The organism is Allocoprococcus comes (genome assembly GCF_013300725.1).
Taxonomy (GTDB): Bacteria; Bacillota; Clostridia; order Lachnospirales; family Lachnospiraceae; genus Allocoprococcus; species Allocoprococcus comes_A.
Window position 1 is genome coordinate 72709 of record NZ_JAAIMM010000004.1, and the last position, 20837, is coordinate 93545.

21 protein-coding genes and 1 other RNA gene are annotated in these 20837 nt (G+C 44.3%); 17 read left to right on the top strand and 5 right to left on the bottom strand.

The window, feature by feature from the left end:
* Positions 1-18: 18 nt before the first annotated feature.
* Complete coding sequence (locus tag G4407_RS03320) at positions 19-1002, bottom strand: cation diffusion facilitator family transporter (protein WP_173687738.1); 984 nt, start codon at positions 1000-1002, stop codon at positions 19-21.
* A gap of 143 nt (positions 1003-1145) precedes the next feature.
* Here G4407_RS03320 and spoIVA point away from each other — a divergent pair, with 143 nt between their 5' ends.
* From spoIVA to rnpB, 5 genes are all read left to right on the top strand, one after another.
* Entirely contained in the window at positions 1146-2618 is a 1473-nt protein-coding gene (spoIVA, locus tag G4407_RS03325) for a stage IV sporulation protein A (RefSeq protein WP_173687739.1), read from the top strand.
* A 95-nt stretch (positions 2619-2713) separates the two neighbouring features.
* On the top strand, positions 2714-3265 hold the full coding sequence (locus G4407_RS03330) for a MogA/MoaB family molybdenum cofactor biosynthesis protein (protein ID WP_243259188.1): 552 nt from the start codon (positions 2714-2716) through the stop codon (positions 3263-3265).
* 8 nt (positions 3266-3273) lie between these two features.
* Positions 3274-3969 (top strand): MBL fold metallo-hydrolase, encoded by a 696-nt coding sequence (locus G4407_RS03335; protein WP_173687740.1) that lies wholly within the window; start codon positions 3274-3276, stop codon positions 3967-3969.
* 76 nt (positions 3970-4045) lie between these two features.
* Entirely contained in the window at positions 4046-4519 is a 474-nt protein-coding gene (gene rnhA, locus G4407_RS03340; protein WP_173687741.1) for a ribonuclease HI, read from the top strand.
* Positions 4520-4566: 47 nt separating this feature from the next.
* Positions 4567-4914: RNase P RNA component class A (gene rnpB / locus G4407_RS03345), an RNA gene on the top strand.
* A gap of 298 nt (positions 4915-5212) precedes the next feature.
* Here the strand turns inward: rnpB and G4407_RS03350 are convergent.
* The gene (locus G4407_RS03350; protein ID WP_173687742.1) at positions 5213-6493 is read right to left on the bottom strand and encodes an amidohydrolase family protein; all 1281 of its coding nucleotides are present in this window, start codon (positions 6491-6493) and stop codon (positions 5213-5215) included.
* A 204-nt stretch (positions 6494-6697) separates the two neighbouring features.
* Between G4407_RS03350 and G4407_RS03355 the strand changes: the two genes are divergently transcribed.
* Positions 6698-7627 (top strand): hypothetical protein, encoded by a 930-nt coding sequence (locus G4407_RS03355; protein WP_173687743.1) that lies wholly within the window; start codon positions 6698-6700, stop codon positions 7625-7627.
* Between the two features lie 355 nt (positions 7628-7982).
* Here the strand turns inward: G4407_RS03355 and G4407_RS03360 are convergent, their stop codons facing one another.
* Positions 7983-8429, bottom strand: coding sequence for an aspartate carbamoyltransferase regulatory subunit (locus G4407_RS03360; protein WP_173687744.1), 447 nt, complete (start codon positions 8427-8429; stop codon positions 7983-7985).
* A 14-nt stretch (positions 8430-8443) separates the two neighbouring features.
* A complete protein-coding gene (pyrB, locus tag G4407_RS03365) occupies positions 8444-9364 on the bottom strand; it encodes an aspartate carbamoyltransferase (protein ID WP_173687745.1) in 921 nt (306 codons plus the stop codon).
* Positions 9365-9582: 218 nt separating this feature from the next.
* Between pyrB and pheA the strand changes: the two genes are divergently transcribed.
* Genes pheA through thiI form a run of 6 tightly spaced genes read left to right on the top strand, consistent with a single transcriptional unit; the run spans position 9583 to position 16167 of the window.
* Positions 9583-10713 (top strand): prephenate dehydratase, encoded by a 1131-nt coding sequence (gene pheA, locus G4407_RS03370; protein WP_173687746.1) that lies wholly within the window; start codon positions 9583-9585, stop codon positions 10711-10713.
* 23 nt (positions 10714-10736) lie between these two features.
* Positions 10737-12026, top strand: coding sequence for an ATP-binding protein (locus G4407_RS03375; protein WP_173687747.1), 1290 nt, complete (start codon positions 10737-10739; stop codon positions 12024-12026).
* Between the two features lie 13 nt (positions 12027-12039).
* The gene (gene prmA, locus G4407_RS03380) at positions 12040-13002 is read left to right on the top strand and encodes a 50S ribosomal protein L11 methyltransferase (protein WP_173687748.1); all 963 of its coding nucleotides are present in this window, start codon (positions 12040-12042) and stop codon (positions 13000-13002) included.
* A 19-nt stretch (positions 13003-13021) separates the two neighbouring features.
* On the top strand, positions 13022-13759 hold the full coding sequence (locus G4407_RS03385; protein ID WP_173687749.1) for a 16S rRNA (uracil(1498)-N(3))-methyltransferase: 738 nt from the start codon (positions 13022-13024) through the stop codon (positions 13757-13759).
* Between the two features lie 59 nt (positions 13760-13818).
* Positions 13819-14976 carry a cysteine desulfurase family protein gene (locus G4407_RS03390; protein WP_173687750.1) on the top strand — a complete coding sequence of 386 codons (1158 nt, stop codon included), beginning with the start codon at positions 13819-13821 and terminating at the stop codon, positions 14974-14976.
* 9 nt (positions 14977-14985) lie between these two features.
* Entirely contained in the window at positions 14986-16167 is a 1182-nt protein-coding gene (gene thiI / locus G4407_RS03395) for a tRNA uracil 4-sulfurtransferase ThiI (RefSeq protein WP_008374992.1), read from the top strand.
* A 90-nt stretch (positions 16168-16257) separates the two neighbouring features.
* Here the strand turns inward: thiI and G4407_RS03400 are convergent, their stop codons facing one another.
* On the bottom strand, positions 16258-16491 hold the full coding sequence (locus tag G4407_RS03400) for an HPr family phosphocarrier protein (RefSeq protein ID WP_008374994.1): 234 nt from the start codon (positions 16489-16491) through the stop codon (positions 16258-16260).
* Positions 16492-16625: 134 nt separating this feature from the next.
* Here G4407_RS03400 and mtaB point away from each other — a divergent pair, with 134 nt between their 5' ends.
* The 5 genes from mtaB (at position 16626) to G4407_RS03425 (ending at position 20795) form a co-directional block, all read left to right on the top strand.
* Positions 16626-17951: a tRNA (N(6)-L-threonylcarbamoyladenosine(37)-C(2))-methylthiotransferase MtaB gene (gene mtaB, locus G4407_RS03405; RefSeq protein WP_173687751.1), complete on the top strand. Its 1326-nt coding sequence runs from the start codon at positions 16626-16628 to the stop codon at positions 17949-17951.
* A 51-nt stretch (positions 17952-18002) separates the two neighbouring features.
* The gene (locus G4407_RS03410) at positions 18003-18260 is read left to right on the top strand and encodes an IreB family regulatory phosphoprotein (protein WP_008374998.1); all 258 of its coding nucleotides are present in this window, start codon (positions 18003-18005) and stop codon (positions 18258-18260) included.
* Between the two features lie 12 nt (positions 18261-18272).
* Entirely contained in the window at positions 18273-18701 is a 429-nt protein-coding gene (gene ruvX / locus G4407_RS03415; RefSeq protein ID WP_173687803.1) for a Holliday junction resolvase RuvX, read from the top strand.
* Positions 18702-18740: 39 nt separating this feature from the next.
* Complete coding sequence (locus G4407_RS03420; protein WP_008375002.1) at positions 18741-19007, top strand: DUF1292 domain-containing protein; 267 nt, start codon at positions 18741-18743, stop codon at positions 19005-19007.
* A 123-nt stretch (positions 19008-19130) separates the two neighbouring features.
* Positions 19131-20795 carry a ribonuclease J gene (locus G4407_RS03425; RefSeq protein WP_117556117.1) on the top strand — a complete coding sequence of 555 codons (1665 nt, stop codon included), beginning with the start codon at positions 19131-19133 and terminating at the stop codon, positions 20793-20795.
* Positions 20796-20837 lie beyond the last annotated feature (42 nt).

The following is a 20837-nucleotide window of genomic DNA, read 5'->3' on the forward strand; positions in this document are numbered from 1 at the left end:
GAATAAAGATCAGATAATTCAGTCTGCAGATTCTGCATTCTGATCCACTTCTTCCGACTGGTTTACGATATGATTGGTCAATGCCTCATCATCCGTGGTAAATACAATATCCGGCAGAAGTTCAAAATAAAAATCCGTATATTTTTTTGCCAGAGCCTGGATACAGAAATTCTGTACAATCTTAAACCGGGTAATGGATACAAGATCTTTGTCAAAGGTGATGTAAACACTGATCCAGAGCTTTCTTCCGGTACGGAGAATGTCATAGTAGAGTTTTTTGTAACCATAGGCATTCAGAACAGGTTCGATCGTTTCTTTAATCTCATCAACTGTCTCTTCCTCCGGCGGGATCAGGAACAGATCCCGAAGTCCGGTGATTACCGTCTTTATCGGTGTCGGCAGCATAAAGATGGACAGGGTGACGGTAATGATCTGGTCAAGATAAGGTGTTATGGGTTTGAACCAGGAAAATGGAAGCAGAACCGGAAGGAAGAAGGCGATTGCCATACCGAAAGAGGCAATACTGTCGATCTTCCAGCCTTCCATTTCCATTGTGATCATTGGGGAATCCATCATACGGTTTTTATATTTGAGGTAAATGGATACGGTAATTCCCAGAAAAAATGCAAATAACTCAAACCAGGCAATGGTATCAAAAGCGACTTTTCTGCCACCATGGATCATGATTTCGATATTGTTCAGAATCAGTCCGAGGGTAACGCCGGTCATAGTGATTCCCTTGACGACGACGAACATGGATTCAATCTGCATGTAGCCAAAGGGGTGCTTTTCATTTGATGGCTTGTAAAGCAGCGGGATCAGAAAAAGCGACGGCAGGAGCATACAGAACTCGACTCCGTCATAGACTGCGTCCAGAAGAACTGCCTGGGAACTGGTGTAGATCGCCATGACGATCTCAACGATGACAAAAAACAGATTCCCGTACAGAGAGACGGACATTGCTTTTTTTTCTCTTTTCTGTGCTTTTCTTCCTACGTGCATAGGATACCTCCTTTTTTCACTATTATTTATCATACCCGATTTTGGAAATACTGGCAAGAAAGTAAAAGTGAACTGACAGTATAGTGGTTCTAAACTGAAAAAAGACGGCATACACTGTATCAGCAATCAAAGGGGGACAGTGTATGGATACATTTGATTTATACAAGGATATGCAGTGCCGGACGAATGGAGAGATCTATCTGGGTGTGGTAGGGCCGGTGCGGAGTGGCAAATCAACCTTTATCAAACGGTTTATGGATGTACTGGTACTGCCGAAAATGACGGATGAGCATGCGAAAGAGCGGACGGTGGATGAGCTTCCGCAGTCTGCATCTGGAAAGAGTATTATGACAACAGAGCCGAAATTTGTGCCAAAGGAAGCGGCCAAGATCCAACTCGCGAAGGATGTGAGTGTCCGGGTACGTCTGATCGACTGTGTCGGTTATATGGTAGATGGCGCGTCCGGACACCTGGAAAACGGGGAAGAGCGTCTGGTAAAAACACCGTGGAATGAGAAGGAAATCCCATTTACAAAAGCGGCAGAAATCGGAACCAAAAAGGTGATCCATGATCATTCGACGATAGGGATTGTTGTAACGACAGACGGAAGTATCGGAGAGCTTCTCCGGGAAAGCTACCGGGCAGCAGAAAAGAAAACGATCCAGGAGCTGAAAAGCATCGGCAAGCCATTTGTGGTTCTGGTAAATACCAGGAAACCATACAGTACAGAGGCGAAGAATGTGGCAGAAGAAATCCGAAGAGAATATCAGGTGACAGCACTTCCGGTCAACTGTGAGCAGCTTAGGGAAGAAGATATCCACCGGATCATGGAACAGGTGCTGTTTGCATTTCCGGTCACAGAAGTGAAATTTTTCCTTCCAAAATGGGTGGAAATGCTTCCAAAGGATCACAAGGTCCGGGAAGAGCTTGTGTCTTATGCAAGAGAGGTCATGAGTGGGATCGGGGAGATCCGGGATGCGATGGAGATTCAAAAACCGGAGCAGGCTACATACATAAATGCGGTAAATGTAACGGGTGTATCTATGGATAATGGTGAAATCTCGGTGGAGATCAAGGTGGAAGATGGTTGCTATTATGAAATGCTAAGTGAGCTGACCGGAACACAGATCAGCGGGGAATATGACCTGATCCATACCGTGCGGAACCTTGCCATGCTCCAGAAGGAATATGAAGGGGTCAAAGATGCGCTCGCCTCAGTCAAGATGAAAGGGTATGGTGTGGTCAGCGCCACCAGGGAAGAAATCCGGCTGGATGATCCGGTGGTGATCAGGCAGGGCAATAAATACGGAGTAAAGATCCATTCCGAGGCACCGTCTATCCATATGATCCGGGCAAATATCGAGACTGAGATCGCACCAATTGTGGGAAATGAGCAGCAGGCGGAGGATCTGGTAAATTATATCAGCGAGGCGGCAAAGAGTCCGGAAGGTGTATGGGGAACCAATATTTTCGGAAAATCGATCGAAGAACTGGTAATGGATGGAATGAAAAATAAGATCGCCATGATCGGAGATGAGAGTCAGGCAAAATTGCAGGATACAATGCAGAAAATAGTGAATGACAGCACCGGGGGTATGGTATGCATCATTATCTAAAATTTTTCTTAAATCATTTCGATTGCCGGTGGGAAACTTGCATGGCAATTGGGGAGTATGTTATACTAAAGTCTATACGTTAGGGGATATATTTCATGAAAAAAGGTCAGAAGACCGGTCATGGAATCTATACGTCAGGAGAAAAGAAAAGAGGGACATCTATGAAAGTAGCAATTGTATCAGCAGACACCATGATATACAGAAAACAGAAGGATGACACCTGTTCGCCAATCGTGCAAAGAGTGCTCGCTCAGGTCAGCTTTAAGACGGAACTTGTACAGCCGGTACCGAATGATAAGGAAGTGATCCGCAAGATCCTTGCCAAGATCGCTGATGCACAGATGGCAGATCTGATCCTTACAATTGGAGGGATCGGATGCAGAGAAGAGGATTGTGTTCCGGAAGCAACAAAGGCAGTGGTTGACAGGGAGATTCCGGGAATCGGAGAGTCGATGCGTCTTTTTATGACACGCACCAGAAAGCGGGCAATGCTGACGAGAGGGACGGCAGGTATCCGTGGCAAATCCCTGATCGTCAATCTTCCGGGAAGTCAGAAGGTTATCAAGGAGTGTCTGGAATATGTTCTTCCGGAGATCGTTTATGCGACAGAGACAGCAGCCGGCGAACATGATGATGTTGAGGAGTAGGCAGAAAGATGAAAGTGACGTATATCGGACACAGTGGATTTTCAGTAGAACTGGAATCCCACATTCTCTTATTTGACTATTATGAAGGAGCGATGCCGGAGTTTGATCCGGCGAAAAAGCTGCTGGTATTTGCCAGCCATTCCCATCCGGATCATTTTAACAGGGAGATCCTGAAGCTGGAGGAGATGTATCCGGATGTGGAGTATATTTTCCCAAAGGATATCGGAATCGCAAAAAAAGAACAGCGTATATCTGAACATTTTATGAGGAAAAGAGACGAGATCACTGTCGGGGATACGAAGGTACGCAGTCTGCGTTCAACAGATGAAGGAGTTGCCTTTCTTATAAAATGTGAAGACAGGACGATTTACCATGCAGGGGATCTGAACTGGTGGCATTGGGAAGAAGAAGACGATGCGTATAACCGGATGATGCGAGGTGATTATAAAAAGGAGATCGAAGCACTTGCCGGGGAAAAGATCGATCTTGCATTTGTTGTGCTTGATCCGAGGCAGGAAGAACAGTTTTGCTGGGGCTTTGACTGGTTTATGCGGCATACGGATACGAAAATCGTCTTTCCGATGCATATGTGGAAAAAGTATGAGGTACAGGACAGGCTTGCCGGAATGGAAGTATCAGAGCTGTACAGGGACAAGATCATGCGGATCCGGGAAATGGGACAGACATTTGAATTGAATTTATAACCGGTTTTGGACGGACATATTTTCTAAGATAGAAAAATGGACGGATGCAGACCGGATGATGATAAGGAGACAGACTATGAAAGTCAGTATTTATACAGATGGAGCAGCAAGAGGCAATCCGGACGGACCGGGAGGATATGGCGTTGTTCTCGAATATGTGGATCCAAAGGGAGAACTTCATGTCAAAGAACTTTCCGGCGGTTATGTGCGGACAACGAATAACCGGATGGAACTGATGGCCGTTATCAGTGGACTGGAAGCTCTCAACAGACCATGTGAGGTAGAGCTTTATTCGGATTCCCAATATGTAGTTAATGCATTTAACCAGCACTGGATCGAAGGATGGATCAAAAAAGGCTGGAAGCGTGGGAAGAATGAACCTGTTAAGAATACCGATCTGTGGAAGCGCCTACTGGAAGCCAAAAAACCGCACCAGGTGAACTTCAACTGGGTAAAAGGACATGACGGACACCCGCAGAATGAGCGGTGCGATACTCTGGCAACAACAGCAGCCGATGGAAATGAGCTGCAGATTGATCCGGGCGTGTAGAAGAATTCCCTTTACACTGATAAAAAAATGTGATAAAGTATCTAAGGCAAGTAAGACAGACGTTCGCGGATGCAAGTGCCGAAAGGCCGCAGACGAGGAAAGTCCGGGCTTCACAGGGCAGGATGCCGGATAACGTCCGGTAGAGGTGACTCTAAGGATAGTGCAACAGAAATATACCGCCTGCAGATGCAGGTAAGGTTGGAAGGGCAGTGTAAGAGACTACCGCCTGTATGGTAACATACAGGGCATATGTAAACCCCATCCGAAGCAAGACCGAAAAGAAGTGTTATGGCGGCCCGTCATGCTTCAGGTTGGTCGCTTGAGTCTGCTGGCAACAACAGAACTGGATAGATGAACGTCCACGACATAACCCGGCTTATCGTTTTGCTTGCTTTTAATTTTTTATTGAGAAATTTTGAAAAGAATCTGTACTCATATTTCTGAAGTATACAGATTCTTTTTTGCAGTATAACAGGAAAAAATTGAAGAAAACACGGATAAATTTTCGTTAACCAGGTACACAGCCACACCAGACAAAATATCCTCTCCAGATTCATGTATGTGCAATGGAGATGAGACTCAGAAATTATGGAAGCCATTGCTGACATAATTTTCGCTTTCAGAGGCTCATCGGAATGCCTTGCACATAGAATCTGGAGAGGATATTTTGTCTGGTGTGGCGTCCCTTACCGTTTACAAAAATTTATCCAGTTCCGCTTCAACATTCTTCCTCTTCTTAACCGTTGGATGTTCGATCACATTCCCTTTTGCAACCACCATTTCCAGATTCCTCAGTACTTTCAGATCCTCCAGTGGATTCTTCGCTGTCACGATCAGATCTGCAAATTTACCTTTTTCAATCGAACCGGTAAGATCTCCGATCCCTGCAAGCTCGGCACTCCTCTTTGTTGCCGTATAAATGGCAAAAGAATTGGAAACACCCACATATTTGTGAAAATAATAAAGTTCACGCCAGAAATCATACTGTGTGATCCACGGGCAGCCGACATCATTGCCGAGAACAACCGGGATATCATTTGCAAGAGCAGCTTTGGCACAGTCAACGATTCCCTCAAAAACAACATTTCCGTTATATTGTTCGACTTCGGTTGCGTTGGTAATGGAGCGGTCGAAGAGCGCATAAGGCAGAGCCGGTGAAATCGTGGTACAGAGGAATGCATCCCGTTCCTTGAACAGTTTTATCATATCTTCGCTTAGTTTTGCACCGTGTTCGATGGAGTCAACACCATTTTCCAGAGCGACGCGGACACCTTCCGGAGATTCGACGTGGGCAGCAACCAGATAACCGTCGGCGTGCGCTTTTTCACAGATAGCACGAACCATTTCCGGCGGCATTTTCAGTTCACCCGGAACGCCTTTTTCTTTGGCATCTAATACGCCTCCGGTGATCATGAGTTTGATCAGGTCGACCTTTTCCTTCTCGGACTGTTCAAGGTGTGCAAGCGCATCAGAAATGGAGGAGGCGGCAACAGCAACCGATCCTGCCATATGCCCACCCGGAACCGAGATTCCCTGGTTGGAAGCAAGGATACGCGGTCCGGTTTTGGTTCCGGCTTCGATCTCGTCACGCAGCCGGGTGTCGAAGCTGCCAAGTCCTCCGACGGTCCGGATTGTTGTGACACCGCCAAGCAGCTCATCCTTTGCAAATCCGGCTACCATCTTATAGGCGATTGTACGGGTAAGAGAAGAACTCATGATGATATTTACCAGCTTCTCGTTATCGCGCTGCTTTTTCTGTGGCTTTCCGCTTCCGGCAAGGTGAACGTGCATATTGATCAGACCAGGAAGAATATAGTGCCCGTGAAGATCAACAATTTTGTAATCATGAAGATCCGTGGTATCTGGTACAATGTCTTTAATTTTGCCATCCTGGACCAGAATACAGAGGTTTGTCTGTGGCTTCATGTCTCTGGTGCCGTCCAGAATAATTCCGTTTGTAAATGCGTAATTCATAACTCATTCCCCGATTCTTTAAAATAATTAATTTTACTATACACCAGATGCGAAGCAGGCGGCAAGAAACATTTTGATGATATCGTAGTATTGTGTGGATGATTTCTCGGATGGAATGAAAAATAAAATAGCGTGAAGATAGTTTGACAATCGTCTGAAAAATATGGTAATTTTAGGGGTATTAAAGCTATATAGGAGTGTCAAATGAGTAATGATCGTTTTCAAAGTCAGGAAAAGAGAAATGTGGCATATTACCACCTTCCGGGCTTGTTTGAATTTTATGAATTGTACAGGATGTTTCTGCCACTATTTTATACACACAGAGAGTATTTTTACGATTGGTGTGAAATCGGTTCTGTTTATGGAGCACCCGAGGACTGTCTGTGGGGCGGTGGACGCGTGGAGGCGGGAGAAGCAGATCCGGAAGGAGTGTTTACACTTACGCAGGAGTATGGAATTTCTGCGCGCCTGACATTTAGTAATTCATTGATTAGAGAAGAGCATCTTGCGGATCAGAGATGCAATAAGCTTTGTGTGTTGTTTGAACAAAGTGCAGGGAAGAAAAACGGTGTGATCGTGTATTCGGATCTGCTGCTGGATTATTTGAAAAAGAATTATCCCGGATTATATTTTGTTTCATCTACCACGAAGGTTCTGACGAAGTTTCAGGAGTGTCTGCGGGAAATACAGAGAAAGGATTTCCGGTATGTCGTGCCGGATTTCCGTCTGAATAAGGTACTGGATAAATGGAATACATTATCAGAAGGTCAGAAGGATAAAGTCGAATTTCTGTGTAATGAATGCTGCTGGTTCGGCTGCAGGGACAGAAAGCGATGTTATGAAGATGTGAGCCGGAAAAATCTTGGAGAAGATGGAGAGGAACACAGATGTACTGCGCCGAATGCGAAAGAAGGCTACCGTTTTTCAAAAGCAATGACAAATCCAGGATTTATCAGCGTGGATGACATCAAAAATATTTATTTACCGATGGGATTTACAAATTTTAAGATCGAAGGCAGGGGACTTGGAAGTGCGCTGGTTCTGGAATTTCTACTGTATTATATGACAAAGCCGGAATATCAGTTGCATGTGAGAGAAGAATTGTATCTGGATAATATGCTGGATTTGTTTTAAAATCAAGGGAATTTTCGCAGCACCTGCTGTGAACAACAAGAAAAAATTTTTAATTGGATCTTACTAACAACTTTTTGTATATTGAGGAATGCCGAAGGATAAAAATAACGTTCCATTTTATCAAAAGCATGGATTTTCAGTTGTGGAAAATGGTTAACAAACAGCCGTGGAAAAATAAAATATCCTCTCCAGATTCATGTATGTGCAATGGAGATGAGACTTAAAAATTATGGAAGCCTTTGCTGACATAATTTTCGCTTTCAGAGGCTCATCGGAATGATTTGCACATAGAATCTGGAGAGGATATTTTATTTTTTCACGGCGTCCCCTTGCCTAACTATTCAAAAGCCGGAATCTATCCCCGCTTTCTATTGTATTTCTCCTCACAGTATTTGCACCGGTATACTTCATTCTCCGGATCGGTCAGTACAAACACATGATCCAGTCCCTGTTCAATCGAAGTAATACATCTCGGATTATGGCATCTGATCACATTCTTGATCTCAGATGGCAGTTTCAGTTCCTTTTTCTCAACAATCTTGGAATCTTCGATAATATTTACTGTGATATTATGATCGATAAAACCAAGGATATCCAGATCAATAATATCGATCGGGCATTCAATCTTGATGATATCCTTTTTTCCCATCTTGTTACTCTTTGCGTTCTTGATGATGGCTACGCAGCAGTCGAGCTGATCCAGATTCAGATATTTGTAGATATCCATACTTTTTCCGGCCTGGATGTGATCCAGTACGAAGCCTTCTGAAATTTTCCCGATGTTCAGTGTGTTTTCAACCATGTCTTTCGCCTCCCTTAATCTACATGAATATCCAAAAGTGTCAGGATCAGTGCCATACGGATATAGACACCATACTGTACCTGTTTGAAATAAACGGCTCTCGGATCATCATCAACTTCAACAGCAATCTCATTGACACGCGGAAGTGGATGGAGAACCAGCATATCTTTTGGCGCGAGCTCCATTTTTTCTTTGTCCAGGATGTAGAAATCTTTCATACGGACATAATCTTCTTCGTTGAAGAAACGCTCTTTCTGCACACGTGTCATATAAAGAATATCGAGATCCGGAAGGGCATCTTCCAGACGTTCCACTTCTTTGTATGGAATATTTTTCTTATCCAGTACATCTTTGCGTACATAACCTGGCAGACGGAGCTCTTCTGGTGAAATTAATACAAACTCAATGTTTTCATAACGCACCAGGGCGTTGATCAGAGAATGTACGGTACGACCGAATTTGAGGTCTCCACAGAGTCCGATCTTCAGGTTGTTCAGACGTCCTTTTAAAGAACGGATGGTTAAAAGGTCAGTCAGTGTCTGGGTAGGATGCTGATGTCCGCCATCACCTGCGTTGATCACCGGGATTGAAGAGTGCTGGGCTGCAACCATCGGTGCACCTTCTTTTGGATGTCTGATCGCACAGATGTCTGCATAGCAGGAAACCATACGGATCGTATCTGCTACACTTTCCCCTTTGGTAGCAGAGCTGGAAGCTGCTGAAGAAAAGCCAAGTACATTACCACCGAGATTCATCATTGCTGCTTCATGACTCAGTCGGGTACGGGTACTTGGCTCATAGAATAAAGTGGCAAGCTTTTTGCCTGCGCAGGCATGTGCATATTTTTCCGGATGAGCTTCGATATCACCTGCAAGATCCATAAGCTTATCAAGCTCTTCCACAGAAAAATCTAAAGGACTCATTAAATGTCTCATAAGAAACCTCCTTAAAAATAACCGCAGAAAATGTGCGGGTTCATATATTCTTTATCTATAATATAACAAAAGCAGGGGTATTTCAACCAAGTTTTACATGTTTTTTCTGGACGGGTTTGCGAAGAAATGTAGATTTTAGGGAAAAAATATATTATAATGAAAAATTAGTAATGTCAGCGTAAAAAAGACATCAGGATAAAACGATAAGGAGTGGGACAATGCAGAGTCTGGAAGAGATGAGAAAAGAGCTGGATGTGATCGATGACCAGATCACCACGCTTTATGAACAACGTATGAAGGTCTGCGAAGGTGTTGCAGAATATAAGATAAAAAATGGCCGCAAGGTATTTGATAAGACAAGAGAGAATGAGAAACTGGCAGCGGTAGCGGAAAAGGTGTCTACAGATTTTAACAAAAAAGGGATCCGGGAGCTTTTTGAACAGCTGATGAGCATGAGCAGAAAGCTGCAGTACCAGCGTCTTTCTGAGGAAGGAGTTCTGGGAAGACTTCCTTTTATCGGACTGGAGCAGCTGGATCTTGATGGTACACGTGTGGTCTTCCAGGGAGTGGAAGGAGCCAACAATCAGGCAGCTATGTTAAAATATTTTGGGAAAAATGTGAAAAACTTCCATGTACCGTCATTCCGTGATGCAATGGAAGCAATTGAAGAGGGAAGCGCAGATTATGCAGTCCTTCCAATTGAAAATTCTTCCGCAGGTCCGGTGACACAGGTGTATGACCTTCTGGTGGAATTTGAAAATTACATTGTAGGAGAGACGGTCCTTCCGATTAAGCATATGCTTGCCGGAGTGAAAGGAACTACACTTTCCAGCATTGAAAGAGTGTATTCACATCCACAGGGACTGATGCAGACATCCCATTTCCTGGATGAACACGGAACCTGGCAGCAGATCAGTGTTGCCAATACTTCTATGGCGGCCAAGAAGATGATGGAAGAACAGGATACCACGCAGGCAGCTGTCTGCAACGAATATGCAGCAGAGCTTTACGGACTGGATATCCTGGCAAGAGAGATCAATGACGAATCTGACAACAGTACAAGATTTATCATTGTCACGAACCAGAAGGTATTCCTGAAAAATGCATCCAAGATCAGTATTTGCTTTGAAATACCGCATGAGAGTGGATCGTTGTACCATCTGCTTTCCCATTTTATTTACAATGACCTGAACATGACAAAGATCGAATCCCGGCCGGTAGAAGGAAAAAGCTGGGAATATCGTTTCTTTGTGGACTTTGAAGGAAATCTGGCAGATGCCGCAGTGAAAAATGCGATCCGTGGACTGAGGGAAGAAGCACTGAACCTGAAAATCCTTGGAAATTATTAGACTGAAAAAGAGAGGACACGGCTATGAGAACAAATGAACTGATATTATATCGTTATATGGAACATGAAGATCTGCTGCGGGACATGACATTTCTGATCGACAATGCAGATAATGATTATTACAACAAAGAGGATTTGAAGAGCCTTCTTTTCGAAAATTTAAATGAGCTGATCGAGCTGGCTGCAAACTATGGATTCGAGGGAAACCTCTGGCATACCTTCCTGACCTTCCTGCTTGCCAACAGTGAGAATGCTTACAGCACAGCCTGTGAAGTGGTAGGAGAGGTAGAGGGAAGCGTCAATAAAGTAGCCCTTCATGATTTTCAGATTTTTAAAGAACTGTTTGAATATGATCTGAAAGAGATGGGTGAAAAACTCGGTACAGACAGCCTGGAACTGATTGAGGACTATCATCCGGTCAGTGCCAAGGGACATGTATTTAACAAGAGGATTCGCGACCGGATCTGCGACTTAAGCAAAGCTCTCGCGCAGACAGATGATGCAGAAGAATTTAAGACAACTGTAACCCAGTTCTACAAAGAATTCGGAGTGGGAACTTTCGGACTTCACAAGGCATTCCGTATTGAGCACACGGAAGAAGGAGCACAGATCGTGCCGATCACCAAGATCGCACACGTCCATCTGGATGATCTGGTGGGCTATGACATTGCCAAGAAGAAACTGATCGATAATACCGAGGCATTTGTAAAGGGCAAAAAGGCTAATAACTGTCTGCTTTTTGGTGATGCCGGAACCGGTAAATCTTCTTCGATCAAGGCAATCCTGAACCAGTATTATGATCAGGGGCTTCGTATGATCGAAGTGTACAAGCATCAGTTCAAAGATCTGAATGATGTGATCGCACAGATCAAGAACCGTAATTATAAATTTATTATTTATATGGATGATCTTTCATTTGAAGAATTCGAGATTGAGTACAAATACCTGAAAGCTGTGATCGAAGGCGGTCTGGAGAAGAAACCGGATAATATCCTGATCTATGCAACTTCCAACAGAAGACATCTGGTACGTGAGACATTCAAAGACAAAGCTGACAGAGATGAAGAACTGCACACCAATGATACTGTACAGGAGAAGCTTTCTCTTGTAGCAAGATTCGGTGTGACCATCTATTTTGGCAAACCGGACAAAAAAGAATTCCAGAAGATTGTCACCACGCTTGCAGATCGTTACGGTGTCGAGATGGAAGAGGAAAAGCTTCTTCTGGAGGCAAACAAATGGGAACTGAGCCATGGTGGATTAAGCGGACGTACTGCACAGCAGTTTATTGATTATCTGCTTGGACAACAATAAAAGGAGAACCAATATGAAGTGGAATAAATTCAGATTAAAGACAACAACCGAGGCAGAAGACATTGTCAGCAGTATGCTGATGGACCTTGGTGTACAGGGAATCGAGATTGAGGATAAGATTCCGATGACACAGGCGGAAAAAGAGCAGATGTTTGTTGATATCCTTCCGGAGACAGGAATTGATGATGGCGTGGCATATATCAGCTTTTATCTGGAAGAGGACGAAGAAAAAGAAAGCCTTCTGGAGAGTGTAAAAAATGAACTGGAAGATATGCGTGCCTATGTGGAAGTAGGCGAAGGAACGATAGAAGAATCCCAGACAGAGGATGTGGACTGGGTCAATAACTGGAAAAAATATTTTCACCAGTTCTATGTGGATGATATCCTGATCATTCCGTCCTGGGAAGAAGTAAAGCCGGAAGATGAAGGCAAGATGATCGTGCATATCGATCCGGGAACAGCATTTGGAACCGGAATGCATGAGACCACACAGCTCTGTATCCGTCAGCTCCGCAAATATGTGACAGAGGACACCAGAATTCTGGATGTGGGATGCGGAAGTGGAATTCTTGGAATGCTGGCGCTGATGTTCGGTGCGAAGTATTCGGTAGGAACAGACCTGGATCCGTGTGCGATTGATGCAACTTATGAAAATATGGAAGTCAACGGTATTTCAAAGGATAAATACGAAGTAATGATCGGAAATATCATTGATGATAAAGCGGTTCAGGATAAAGTTGGTTATGGGTGCTATGATATTGTTGTAGCGAATATTCTTGCAGACGTACTGGTGCCGCTGACACCGGTGATCGTGAACCAGTTAAAAGATGGTGGTATCTACGTGACAAGTGGTATCATCGAAGACAAGGAGGAGACGGTAAAAGCAGCGGTAGAGGCAGCAGGTCTCACGGTCCTGGAGGTTCATCATCAGGGAGAATGGGTATCTGTAACAGCGAGAAAAGAAACGAAAGCGTAGGCAGAGAGGATCAGAAAAGATGCATCATTTTTTTGTGACACCACAGCAGATCTCCGGAGATAAGATCCGGATTGAAGGCGGAGATGTTAATCATATGAAGAATGTGCTCCGGATGAAGCTGCATGAAAAGGCTGAAATCAGTGACGGAGAAAGCAGAACCTATCTGTGCGAGGTGGAAGCCTATGAAGAAGATGTGGCGGTTCTGCATATTCTGGAAGAGATGGAAGCGGACACGGAACCGGCGTCAAAGCTGTATCTTTTCCAGGGACTTCCCAAAAGCGATAAGATGGAGCTGATCGTGCAAAAAGCGGTGGAGCTTGGCGTGTATCAGGTGATTCCGGTAGCAATGAAGCGTTCTGTTGTTCGGCTGGATGATAAGAAAGCAGCGAAAAAAGCAGACCGCTGGAATTCTATTGCGGAAAGTGCGGCAAAGCAAGCCGGAAGAAACCGGATCCCGGAAGTTACCATGCCGCTTTCTTATAAAGAAGCCCTGAAAATGGCAGAGGAGCTTGATGTGATTTTGCTTCCGTATGAGCTTGCGGGCGGTATGGAAGCAACAAGAGAAGTGATCCGTCAGATTAAGAGCGGACAGTCTGTCGGAATTTTCATCGGACCAGAGGGAGGGTTTGAACCGGAAGAAGTTGATGTGGCAGTCAGTATGGGGGCGAAGGTCATCACCCTGGGCAGGCGGATCCTGCGGACAGAGACAGCCGGACTTGCAACGCTTGCTGTACTGATGTTTGAACTGGAACAGTAGACCGGCAGGCAAAGAACTGCATAAGATAAAGAGAAGAAGTGTTTGGGAGACAAAGAAAAATGGAAGTTTATCTGGATAATTCAGCAACAACGAGAGCCTATGAGTGTGTTCGGGATATAGTCGGAAAAGTGATGTGTGAGGATTACGGCAATCCATCCTCCATGCATAAAAAAGGTGTGGATGCAGAAGCGTATGTCCGTGAGGCGAAGGAGACACTTGCAAAGATTCTGAAGGTGCAGGAAAAGGAACTTTATTTCACATCCGGTGGAACAGAAAGTGACAACCTTGCATTGATCGGAGGTGCACGTGCCAATCACCGTGCCGGTAAGCATCTGATCACCAGCTCGATCGAACATCCGGCAATTCTCAATACCATGCGTTACCTGGAAGAGGAGGAGGGCTATCGTGTGACCTATCTTCCGGTTGATGAGTATGGACGGATCCGTCTGGATGCGTTAAAGGAAGCGCTCTGTGACGAGACGATCCTGGTATCGGTCATGTATGTGAACAACGAAGTAGGATCGGTTCAGCCGATCGCAGAAGCATCTGCGATCGTAAAGGCTTACAATAAAAATATCCTGTTCCATGTGGATGCAGTACAGGGATTTGGAAAATATAAGATTTACCCGAAAAAGATGGGAATCGATATGCTTTCTGTAAGCGGACATAAGATTCATGGACCGAAGGGAATCGGTTTTATCTATATCAATGAAAAAGCAAAAGTAAAACCGATCATTTTCGGAGGCGAGCAGCAGAAAAACATGCGTTCCGGAACAGAAAATGTACCGGGGATTGCAGGAATCGGGCTGGCAGCAAAGACGATTTACACAGACCTGGATGAAAAGGTGGCACATATGCGTGCCTTGAAACAGCACTTTATCGAAGGGGTACAGAAAATCGATCGTACTGTGATCCACGGACTTTATGATGAAACAAGTGCACCACATATCATCAGTGTGGGATTTGCAGGAATCCGGAGTGAGGTTCTTCTTCATACACTGGAAGAGAAGGGGATTTATGTATCATCCGGTTCGGCATGTGCATCCAACCATCCGGCGATCAGCGGAGTGTTAAAGGGAATCGGAGCCGGAAAAGAATATCTGGATGCAACGCTCAGATTCAGTATGTCAGAATTTACTACAGAAGAAGAAATTGACTATACGCTGGAAACATTATATAATTGTGTACCGATGCTTAGAAAGTACACACGCCATTAGGAGGAAAGAATGAAGTTTCAGACTTATTTGATAAAATATGGAGAAATCGGAATCAAAGGAAAGAACCGTTATATGTTCGAGGATGCACTGGTAAGACAGATTAAGCATTCCTTAAAGGATCTGGACGGATTATTCCATACTTATAAAGCACAGGGAAGAGTTTATGTGGACTGTGACGGAGATTATGATGGGGACGAAGTAGTAGAAGCTCTGAAGAGAGTATTCGGAATCGTCGGGATCTGCCCGGTTGTCCGCGTAGAGGATAAAGGATTTGAAGAACTGAAAAAAGATGTGATCGCATATATGGATGAAGTATATCCGGATAAGAACATCACATTTAAAGTGGAATCCCGCCGTGCAAAAAAAACTTATCCAAAGAAATCGATGGAGATCAACTATGACCTTGGGGAAGCCATCCTGTATGCATTCCCGGAGATCCGTGTAGACGTCCATCATCCGGATGTACTGCTTCACGTAGAAGTCAGAGAAGAGATCTATATCTATTCTGAGATCATTCCGGGACCTGGTGGAATGCCGATCGGGACCAATGGAACCGCGATGCTTCTGCTTTCCGGTGGAATCGACAGTCCGGTTGCAGGTTATATGATTTCCAAACGTGGTGTCGGACTGGAGGCAACTTATTTCCATGCACCGCCGTATACAAGCGAGAGGGCCAAACAGAAGGTAGTGGATCTTGCAAAGCAGGTTTCCAAATATACAGGACCGATCAAGCTGCATGTAGTCAACTTTACCGATATCCAGCTTTATATCTATGAAAAATGCCCGCATGACGAGCTGACGATCATCATGCGCCGTTATATGATGCGGATCGCAGAGCATTTTGCAAAAGAAGACGGATGCTTAGGGCTGATCACAGGTGAGAGTATCGGACAGGTGGCAAGCCAGACCATGCAGAGTCTGATGGCAACCAACGATGTATGTACATTGCCGGTATACCGGCCACTGATCGGATTTGACAAGCAGGAGATCGTAGATATTTCAGAGAAGATCGGAACCTATGAGACTTCCATTCTTCCATACGAAGACTGTTGCACGATCTTCGTGGCAAAACATCCGGTTACCAAACCGAATGTAGAAGTGATCCGCAAATCAGAAGAGAACTTAAGTGAAAAGATTGATGAACTGTTTGCAGAAGCAGTGAATACTGTGGAGACGATCATCGTAAAATAATAAAAGAAAAAGGGGAGCTTTTCCAGGCTCTCCTCAAAAAGGAAAGGACGCAGTACAAAAATGTACTGCGTCCTGATACTTCGCATTCTATTATACTAAGTATGGTTTCAGAAGTTCAATGATGTTATCAGCATCCTGGTTCTCAGCATGGATGTTCAGATCGATCGGTTTAGAAAGATCAAGACTGAAGATACCCATGATAGATTTTGCATCAATTACATATCTTCCGGATACCAGGTCAAAATCGTAATCGTATTTTGTGATTTCGTTTACGAATGATTTTACTTTGTCGATAGAATTTAAAGAAATTTGTACGGTTTTCATTGAAAACACACCTCCTTGATTTCATTTTCTATAGTTATATTAAAAGTTATACACAAAAAAGTCAAGGAACAAAACGCCGAAGAATAAATGAAATTTTCGTTAAATGTTATAAATATTGAAAGTAGGATGAATTTATGAAAAAAGCAGCATTACACAACCTGGGCTGTAAGGTAAATGCTTATGAAACAGAAGCGATGCAGGAACTGCTGGAAAAGAACGGATATGAGATCGTACCGTTTCATGATCTGGCAGATGTCTATGTGATCAATACCTGCTCGGTGACGAATATGGCAGACCGCAAGTCCAGACAGATGATCCACCGTGCCCGAAAACAGAATCCAGATGCAGTGATCGTAGCGGCTGGCTGTTATGTGCAGGCGCAGGCAGATATGGGGGAGCTGGATGAGAATATAGATATTGTAATCGGGAATAATAAAAAAAAGGATCTGATCCGCCTTCTGGAAGAATATTTTAAAGAAGACATTCCGGAACAGATGCAGGAGGTCATTGACGTTAACCATACCTCCGAGTATGAGAGCCTACACCTTTCCCGGACAGCAGAGCATACAAGGGCATATCTGAAAGTGCAGGATGGCTGCAACCAGTTCTGTACCTATTGTATCATTCCTTATGCGAGAGGACGCGTGCGCAGCAGGAAAAAAGAAGATGTAGTGGAAGAGGTGCGTACACTTGCGGAACATGGGTATCAGGAAGTGGTGCTTACCGGAATCCATCTCAGTTCTTATGGGCTGGAATGGAAAGATGAAAATGGAAAGCAGACAGAAGGACTTCTGGAGCTGATCCGTGCGGTACATGAAGTTGAAGGAATCAAAAGGATCCGACTGGGCTCTTTGGAACCGCGTATCGTGACGGAAGAATTTGCAAAAGAACTGGCTTGCCTGCCGAAGATATGTCCGCATTTTCACTTGTCTCTGCAGAGTGGATGTGATGCAACCCTGAAACGGATGAACCGCAGATATGACGCGGCAGAATACCGGGAAAAATGTGAGCTTCTACGGAAGTATTTTGAAAATCCGGCACTGACAACCGATGTGATCGTAGGATTCCCGCAAGAATCAGAGGAAGAATTTGAAGCCTCCCGGGATTTTGTAGACAGCATCAATTTTTATGAGACGCATATATTTAAGTATTCAAAGCGGCAGGGAACGAAAGCTGCGAAGATGGACGGGCAGATCCCGGAACATGAAAAAACGCGAAGAAGCAATATCATGCTGGAGCTGAACCGCAAAAAAATGCGGCGTTATGAAGAAGGATGGCTCGGAAAAAAGGTGGAAGTTCTTTTTGAAGAGATGACAGAGCGTGATGGGGAAAATTATGTCACAGGGTACACCAAGGAATATCTCCGGATTGGGGTTCCATGCGAACCGGAACAGGCAGACCGGTGGACCAATCAGTTAAAAGAGATAGAACTTACTTCACTTTCACAAATTATGCATTGAATTTTTGTATAGATTATATTAAAATGAATATGAAGTATTGGAGGTCGTAAGATGAAAGATATAACGAATACACAATTTTTTCAGGTAGAGACAGGACCACAGATCCAGGCAAAAGATATTCTGGAAATTGTATATAATGCTCTGGTGGAAAAAGGATATAATCCGGTGAATCAGATTGTAGGATACATTATGTCCGGTGATCCTACATACATTACCAGCTATAACGGAGCAAGAAGCCTTGTAATGAAGGTTGAGCGGGATGAGATTGTAGAAGAATTATTAAAAGCTTATATCAGACATGAACTGTAGGTTGAAGATATGATGCGGATAATGGGACTTGATTATGGTACGAAGACCGTAGGTGTTGCTGTAAGTGATCCTCTGGGGATTACGGCACAGGCAGTGGAGACGGTTACGAGGAAGGACGAGAACAAGCTCCGAAAGACACTGGCAAGGATTGAGAGCCTTGCAGCCGAATATGGAGTAGAGAAGTTTGTGATCGGTTTTCCGAAACATATGAATAATGATATCGGAGAACGGGCAGAGAAGGCACTGGAATTTGGTGAGATGCTGAAGCGGCGTACCGGCATCGAGATCGTGATGTGGGACGAGCGCCTTACAACGGTGGAAGCGGAACGGACACTTATGGAATCCGGTGTAAGACGGGAGAACCGCAAGCAGTATGTGGACCAGATTGCGGCTGTATTTATATTGCAGGGATATCTGGATTCTCTGGATATGCAGAAGTAACAGGCTTTGGAATACAATCAGACGATAAGGGGAAAGTATATGAAGAATGAAAAATTAACGTTTACATGCGGAGAAGGCGGCGAAGCAGAAGAATTTTTTGTTGTGGAGCAGACCAGACTGAATGGAGTGACTTACCTTCTGGTTGCAGATTCAGAAGAGGATGATGCAGAGTGCCTGATCCTGAAGGATACAAGTGCGCCGGAAGAGAAGGACAGCGTTTATGAGATGGTAGAAGAGGAAGTAGAACTTAATGCCGTACTCAAGGTGTTCGAAGAGCTTCTGGAGGACGTGGAGATTGAAGTGTAGACGGAACTGTCAAAAGAATATTTCTGGCAGATAAGAACGGGGTTCGCACACAGGGGCGGACTCCGAATTTTACGATAATTAAATGTACGGATGAGATACATAAAAATATATGGAGGTGTGAGATTGAAGAAAAAAAGCAACTCAAAACTTAAGATCATTCCGCTTGGAGGTCTTGAAAAGATCGGAATGAATATCACTGCCTTTGAATACGAAGACAGTATTATTGTAGTGGATTGCGGACTGTCGTTCCCGGAAGATGATATGCTGGGAATCGATCTTGTAATCCCGGATATCAGTTACCTTAAGAGCAATGCGGATAAGGTGAAGGGCTTTGTGATCACACATGGACATGAGGATCACATTGGAGCGCTTCCTTATGTGCTCAAAGAGATCAATCTGCCGATTTATACAACAAAGCTGACTATGGGAATTATCGAGAAAAAGCTCACAGAGCACAATCTTCTCCGCTCAACCAAAAGAAAAGTAGTGCGCCATGGACAGTCGATCAATCTTGGAAAATTCAGGATTGAATTTATCAAGACGAACCACAGTATCCAGGATGCATCAGCACTGGCAATCTATTCGCCGGCGGGTATTGTTGTGCATACCGGAGACTTTAAGGTAGATTATACACCGGTATTTGGTGATGCGATTGACCTGCAGCGCTTTGCAGAGATTGGCAAGAAAGGGGTACTGGCACTGATGTCAGACAGTACCAATGCGGAGAGACCTGGTTTTACACAGTCAGAAAGGACAGTGGGAGCTACATTTGACCGGCTTTTTGCCGAACACTCCAATACAAGAATTATTGTAGCAACCTTCGCTTCGAATGTAGACCGTGTACAGCAGATCATCAATACGTCTTACAAGTATGGACGTAAAGTAGTTGTAGAAGGCCGCAGTATGGTAAATATCATTTCGGTTGCATCAGAGCTGGGCTATTTGAACGTGCCGGAGAATACGCTGATCGAGACAGATCAGTTGAAAAACTATCCAAGAGAGAAGACAACGATCATCACAACCGGAAGCCAGGGAGAATCTATGGCGGCTCTGTCACGTATGGCGGCAGATATCCATAAGAAGATCTCGATCATGCCGGGTGACACGATCATTTTAAGTTCTAATCCGATTCCGGGTAATGAAAAAGCGGTATCGAATATTATCAATGAACTCTCTGAAAAGGGAGCGAATGTTATTTTCCAGGATACGCATGTATCCGGACATGCGTGCCAGGAAGAACTGAAGCTGATCTATTCACTGGTAAAACCAAAATATGCAATTCCGGTTCACGGAGAATACCGCCATCTGAAAGCGAACGCAGGTATTGCCAAATCTCTTGGAATTCCGAAGGACAACATTTTCATCCTCAAGTCAGGCGATGTACTTGCACTGGATGATGAAAGTGCAGAAGTTGTAGATAAGGTACACACAGGAGAAATCCTGGTAGATGGACTCGGTGTTGGTGATGTCGGTAATATTGTACTGCGTGATCGTCAGCATCTGGCAGAAGACGGAATCCTGATTGTCGTTCTGACACTGGAAAAGCGTACCAACCAGCTTCTTGCAGGACCGGATATCGTATCCCGTGGATTTGTTTATGTACGTGAATCCGAAAGCCTGATGGAAGAGGCACGGAAGGTTGTTACGGAAGCAGTTGAAAAATGTCTGATGAGCCGTCATGCTGACTGGAGCAAGATTAAGCTTGTGATCCGCGACACAATGAATGACTTTATCTGGAAAAGAACCAAGAGAAAACCAATGATCCTTCCGATCATTATGGATGTATAATATAAAGATGCCTGTGGCATTTTTGTGAAAATAAGCAGATGC

What these genes read in the sequence shown, in the direction of transcription:
- G4407_RS03320 (WP_173687738.1), bottom strand. Translation starts at nt 1,002, where the DNA reads ATGCACGTAGGAAGAAAAGCACAGAAAAGAGAAAAAAAAGCAATGTCC.
- spoIVA (WP_173687739.1), top strand. Translation starts at nt 1,146, where the DNA reads ATGGATACATTTGATTTATACAAGGATATGCAGTGCCGGACGAATGGA.
- G4407_RS03330 (WP_243259188.1), top strand. Translation starts at nt 2,714, where the DNA reads ATGAAAAAAGGTCAGAAGACCGGTCATGGAATCTATACGTCAGGAGAA.
- G4407_RS03335 (WP_173687740.1), top strand. Translation starts at nt 3,274, where the DNA reads ATGAAAGTGACGTATATCGGACACAGTGGATTTTCAGTAGAACTGGAA.
- rnhA (WP_173687741.1), top strand. Translation starts at nt 4,046, where the DNA reads ATGAAAGTCAGTATTTATACAGATGGAGCAGCAAGAGGCAATCCGGAC.
- G4407_RS03350 (WP_173687742.1), bottom strand. Translation starts at nt 6,493, where the DNA reads ATGAATTACGCATTTACAAACGGAATTATTCTGGACGGCACCAGAGAC.
- G4407_RS03355 (WP_173687743.1), top strand. Translation starts at nt 6,698, where the DNA reads ATGAGTAATGATCGTTTTCAAAGTCAGGAAAAGAGAAATGTGGCATAT.
- G4407_RS03360 (WP_173687744.1), bottom strand. Translation starts at nt 8,429, where the DNA reads ATGGTTGAAAACACACTGAACATCGGGAAAATTTCAGAAGGCTTCGTA.
- pyrB (WP_173687745.1), bottom strand. Translation starts at nt 9,364, where the DNA reads ATGAGACATTTAATGAGTCCTTTAGATTTTTCTGTGGAAGAGCTTGAT.
- pheA (WP_173687746.1), top strand. Translation starts at nt 9,583, where the DNA reads ATGCAGAGTCTGGAAGAGATGAGAAAAGAGCTGGATGTGATCGATGAC.
- G4407_RS03375 (WP_173687747.1), top strand. Translation starts at nt 10,737, where the DNA reads ATGAGAACAAATGAACTGATATTATATCGTTATATGGAACATGAAGAT.
- prmA (WP_173687748.1), top strand. Translation starts at nt 12,040, where the DNA reads ATGAAGTGGAATAAATTCAGATTAAAGACAACAACCGAGGCAGAAGAC.
- G4407_RS03385 (WP_173687749.1), top strand. Translation starts at nt 13,022, where the DNA reads ATGCATCATTTTTTTGTGACACCACAGCAGATCTCCGGAGATAAGATC.
- G4407_RS03390 (WP_173687750.1), top strand. Translation starts at nt 13,819, where the DNA reads ATGGAAGTTTATCTGGATAATTCAGCAACAACGAGAGCCTATGAGTGT.
- thiI (WP_008374992.1), top strand. Translation starts at nt 14,986, where the DNA reads ATGAAGTTTCAGACTTATTTGATAAAATATGGAGAAATCGGAATCAAA.
- G4407_RS03400 (WP_008374994.1), bottom strand. Translation starts at nt 16,491, where the DNA reads ATGAAAACCGTACAAATTTCTTTAAATTCTATCGACAAAGTAAAATCA.
- mtaB (WP_173687751.1), top strand. Translation starts at nt 16,626, where the DNA reads ATGAAAAAAGCAGCATTACACAACCTGGGCTGTAAGGTAAATGCTTAT.
- G4407_RS03410 (WP_008374998.1), top strand. Translation starts at nt 18,003, where the DNA reads ATGAAAGATATAACGAATACACAATTTTTTCAGGTAGAGACAGGACCA.
- ruvX (WP_173687803.1), top strand. Translation starts at nt 18,273, where the DNA reads ATGCGGATAATGGGACTTGATTATGGTACGAAGACCGTAGGTGTTGCT.
- G4407_RS03420 (WP_008375002.1), top strand. Translation starts at nt 18,741, where the DNA reads ATGAAGAATGAAAAATTAACGTTTACATGCGGAGAAGGCGGCGAAGCA.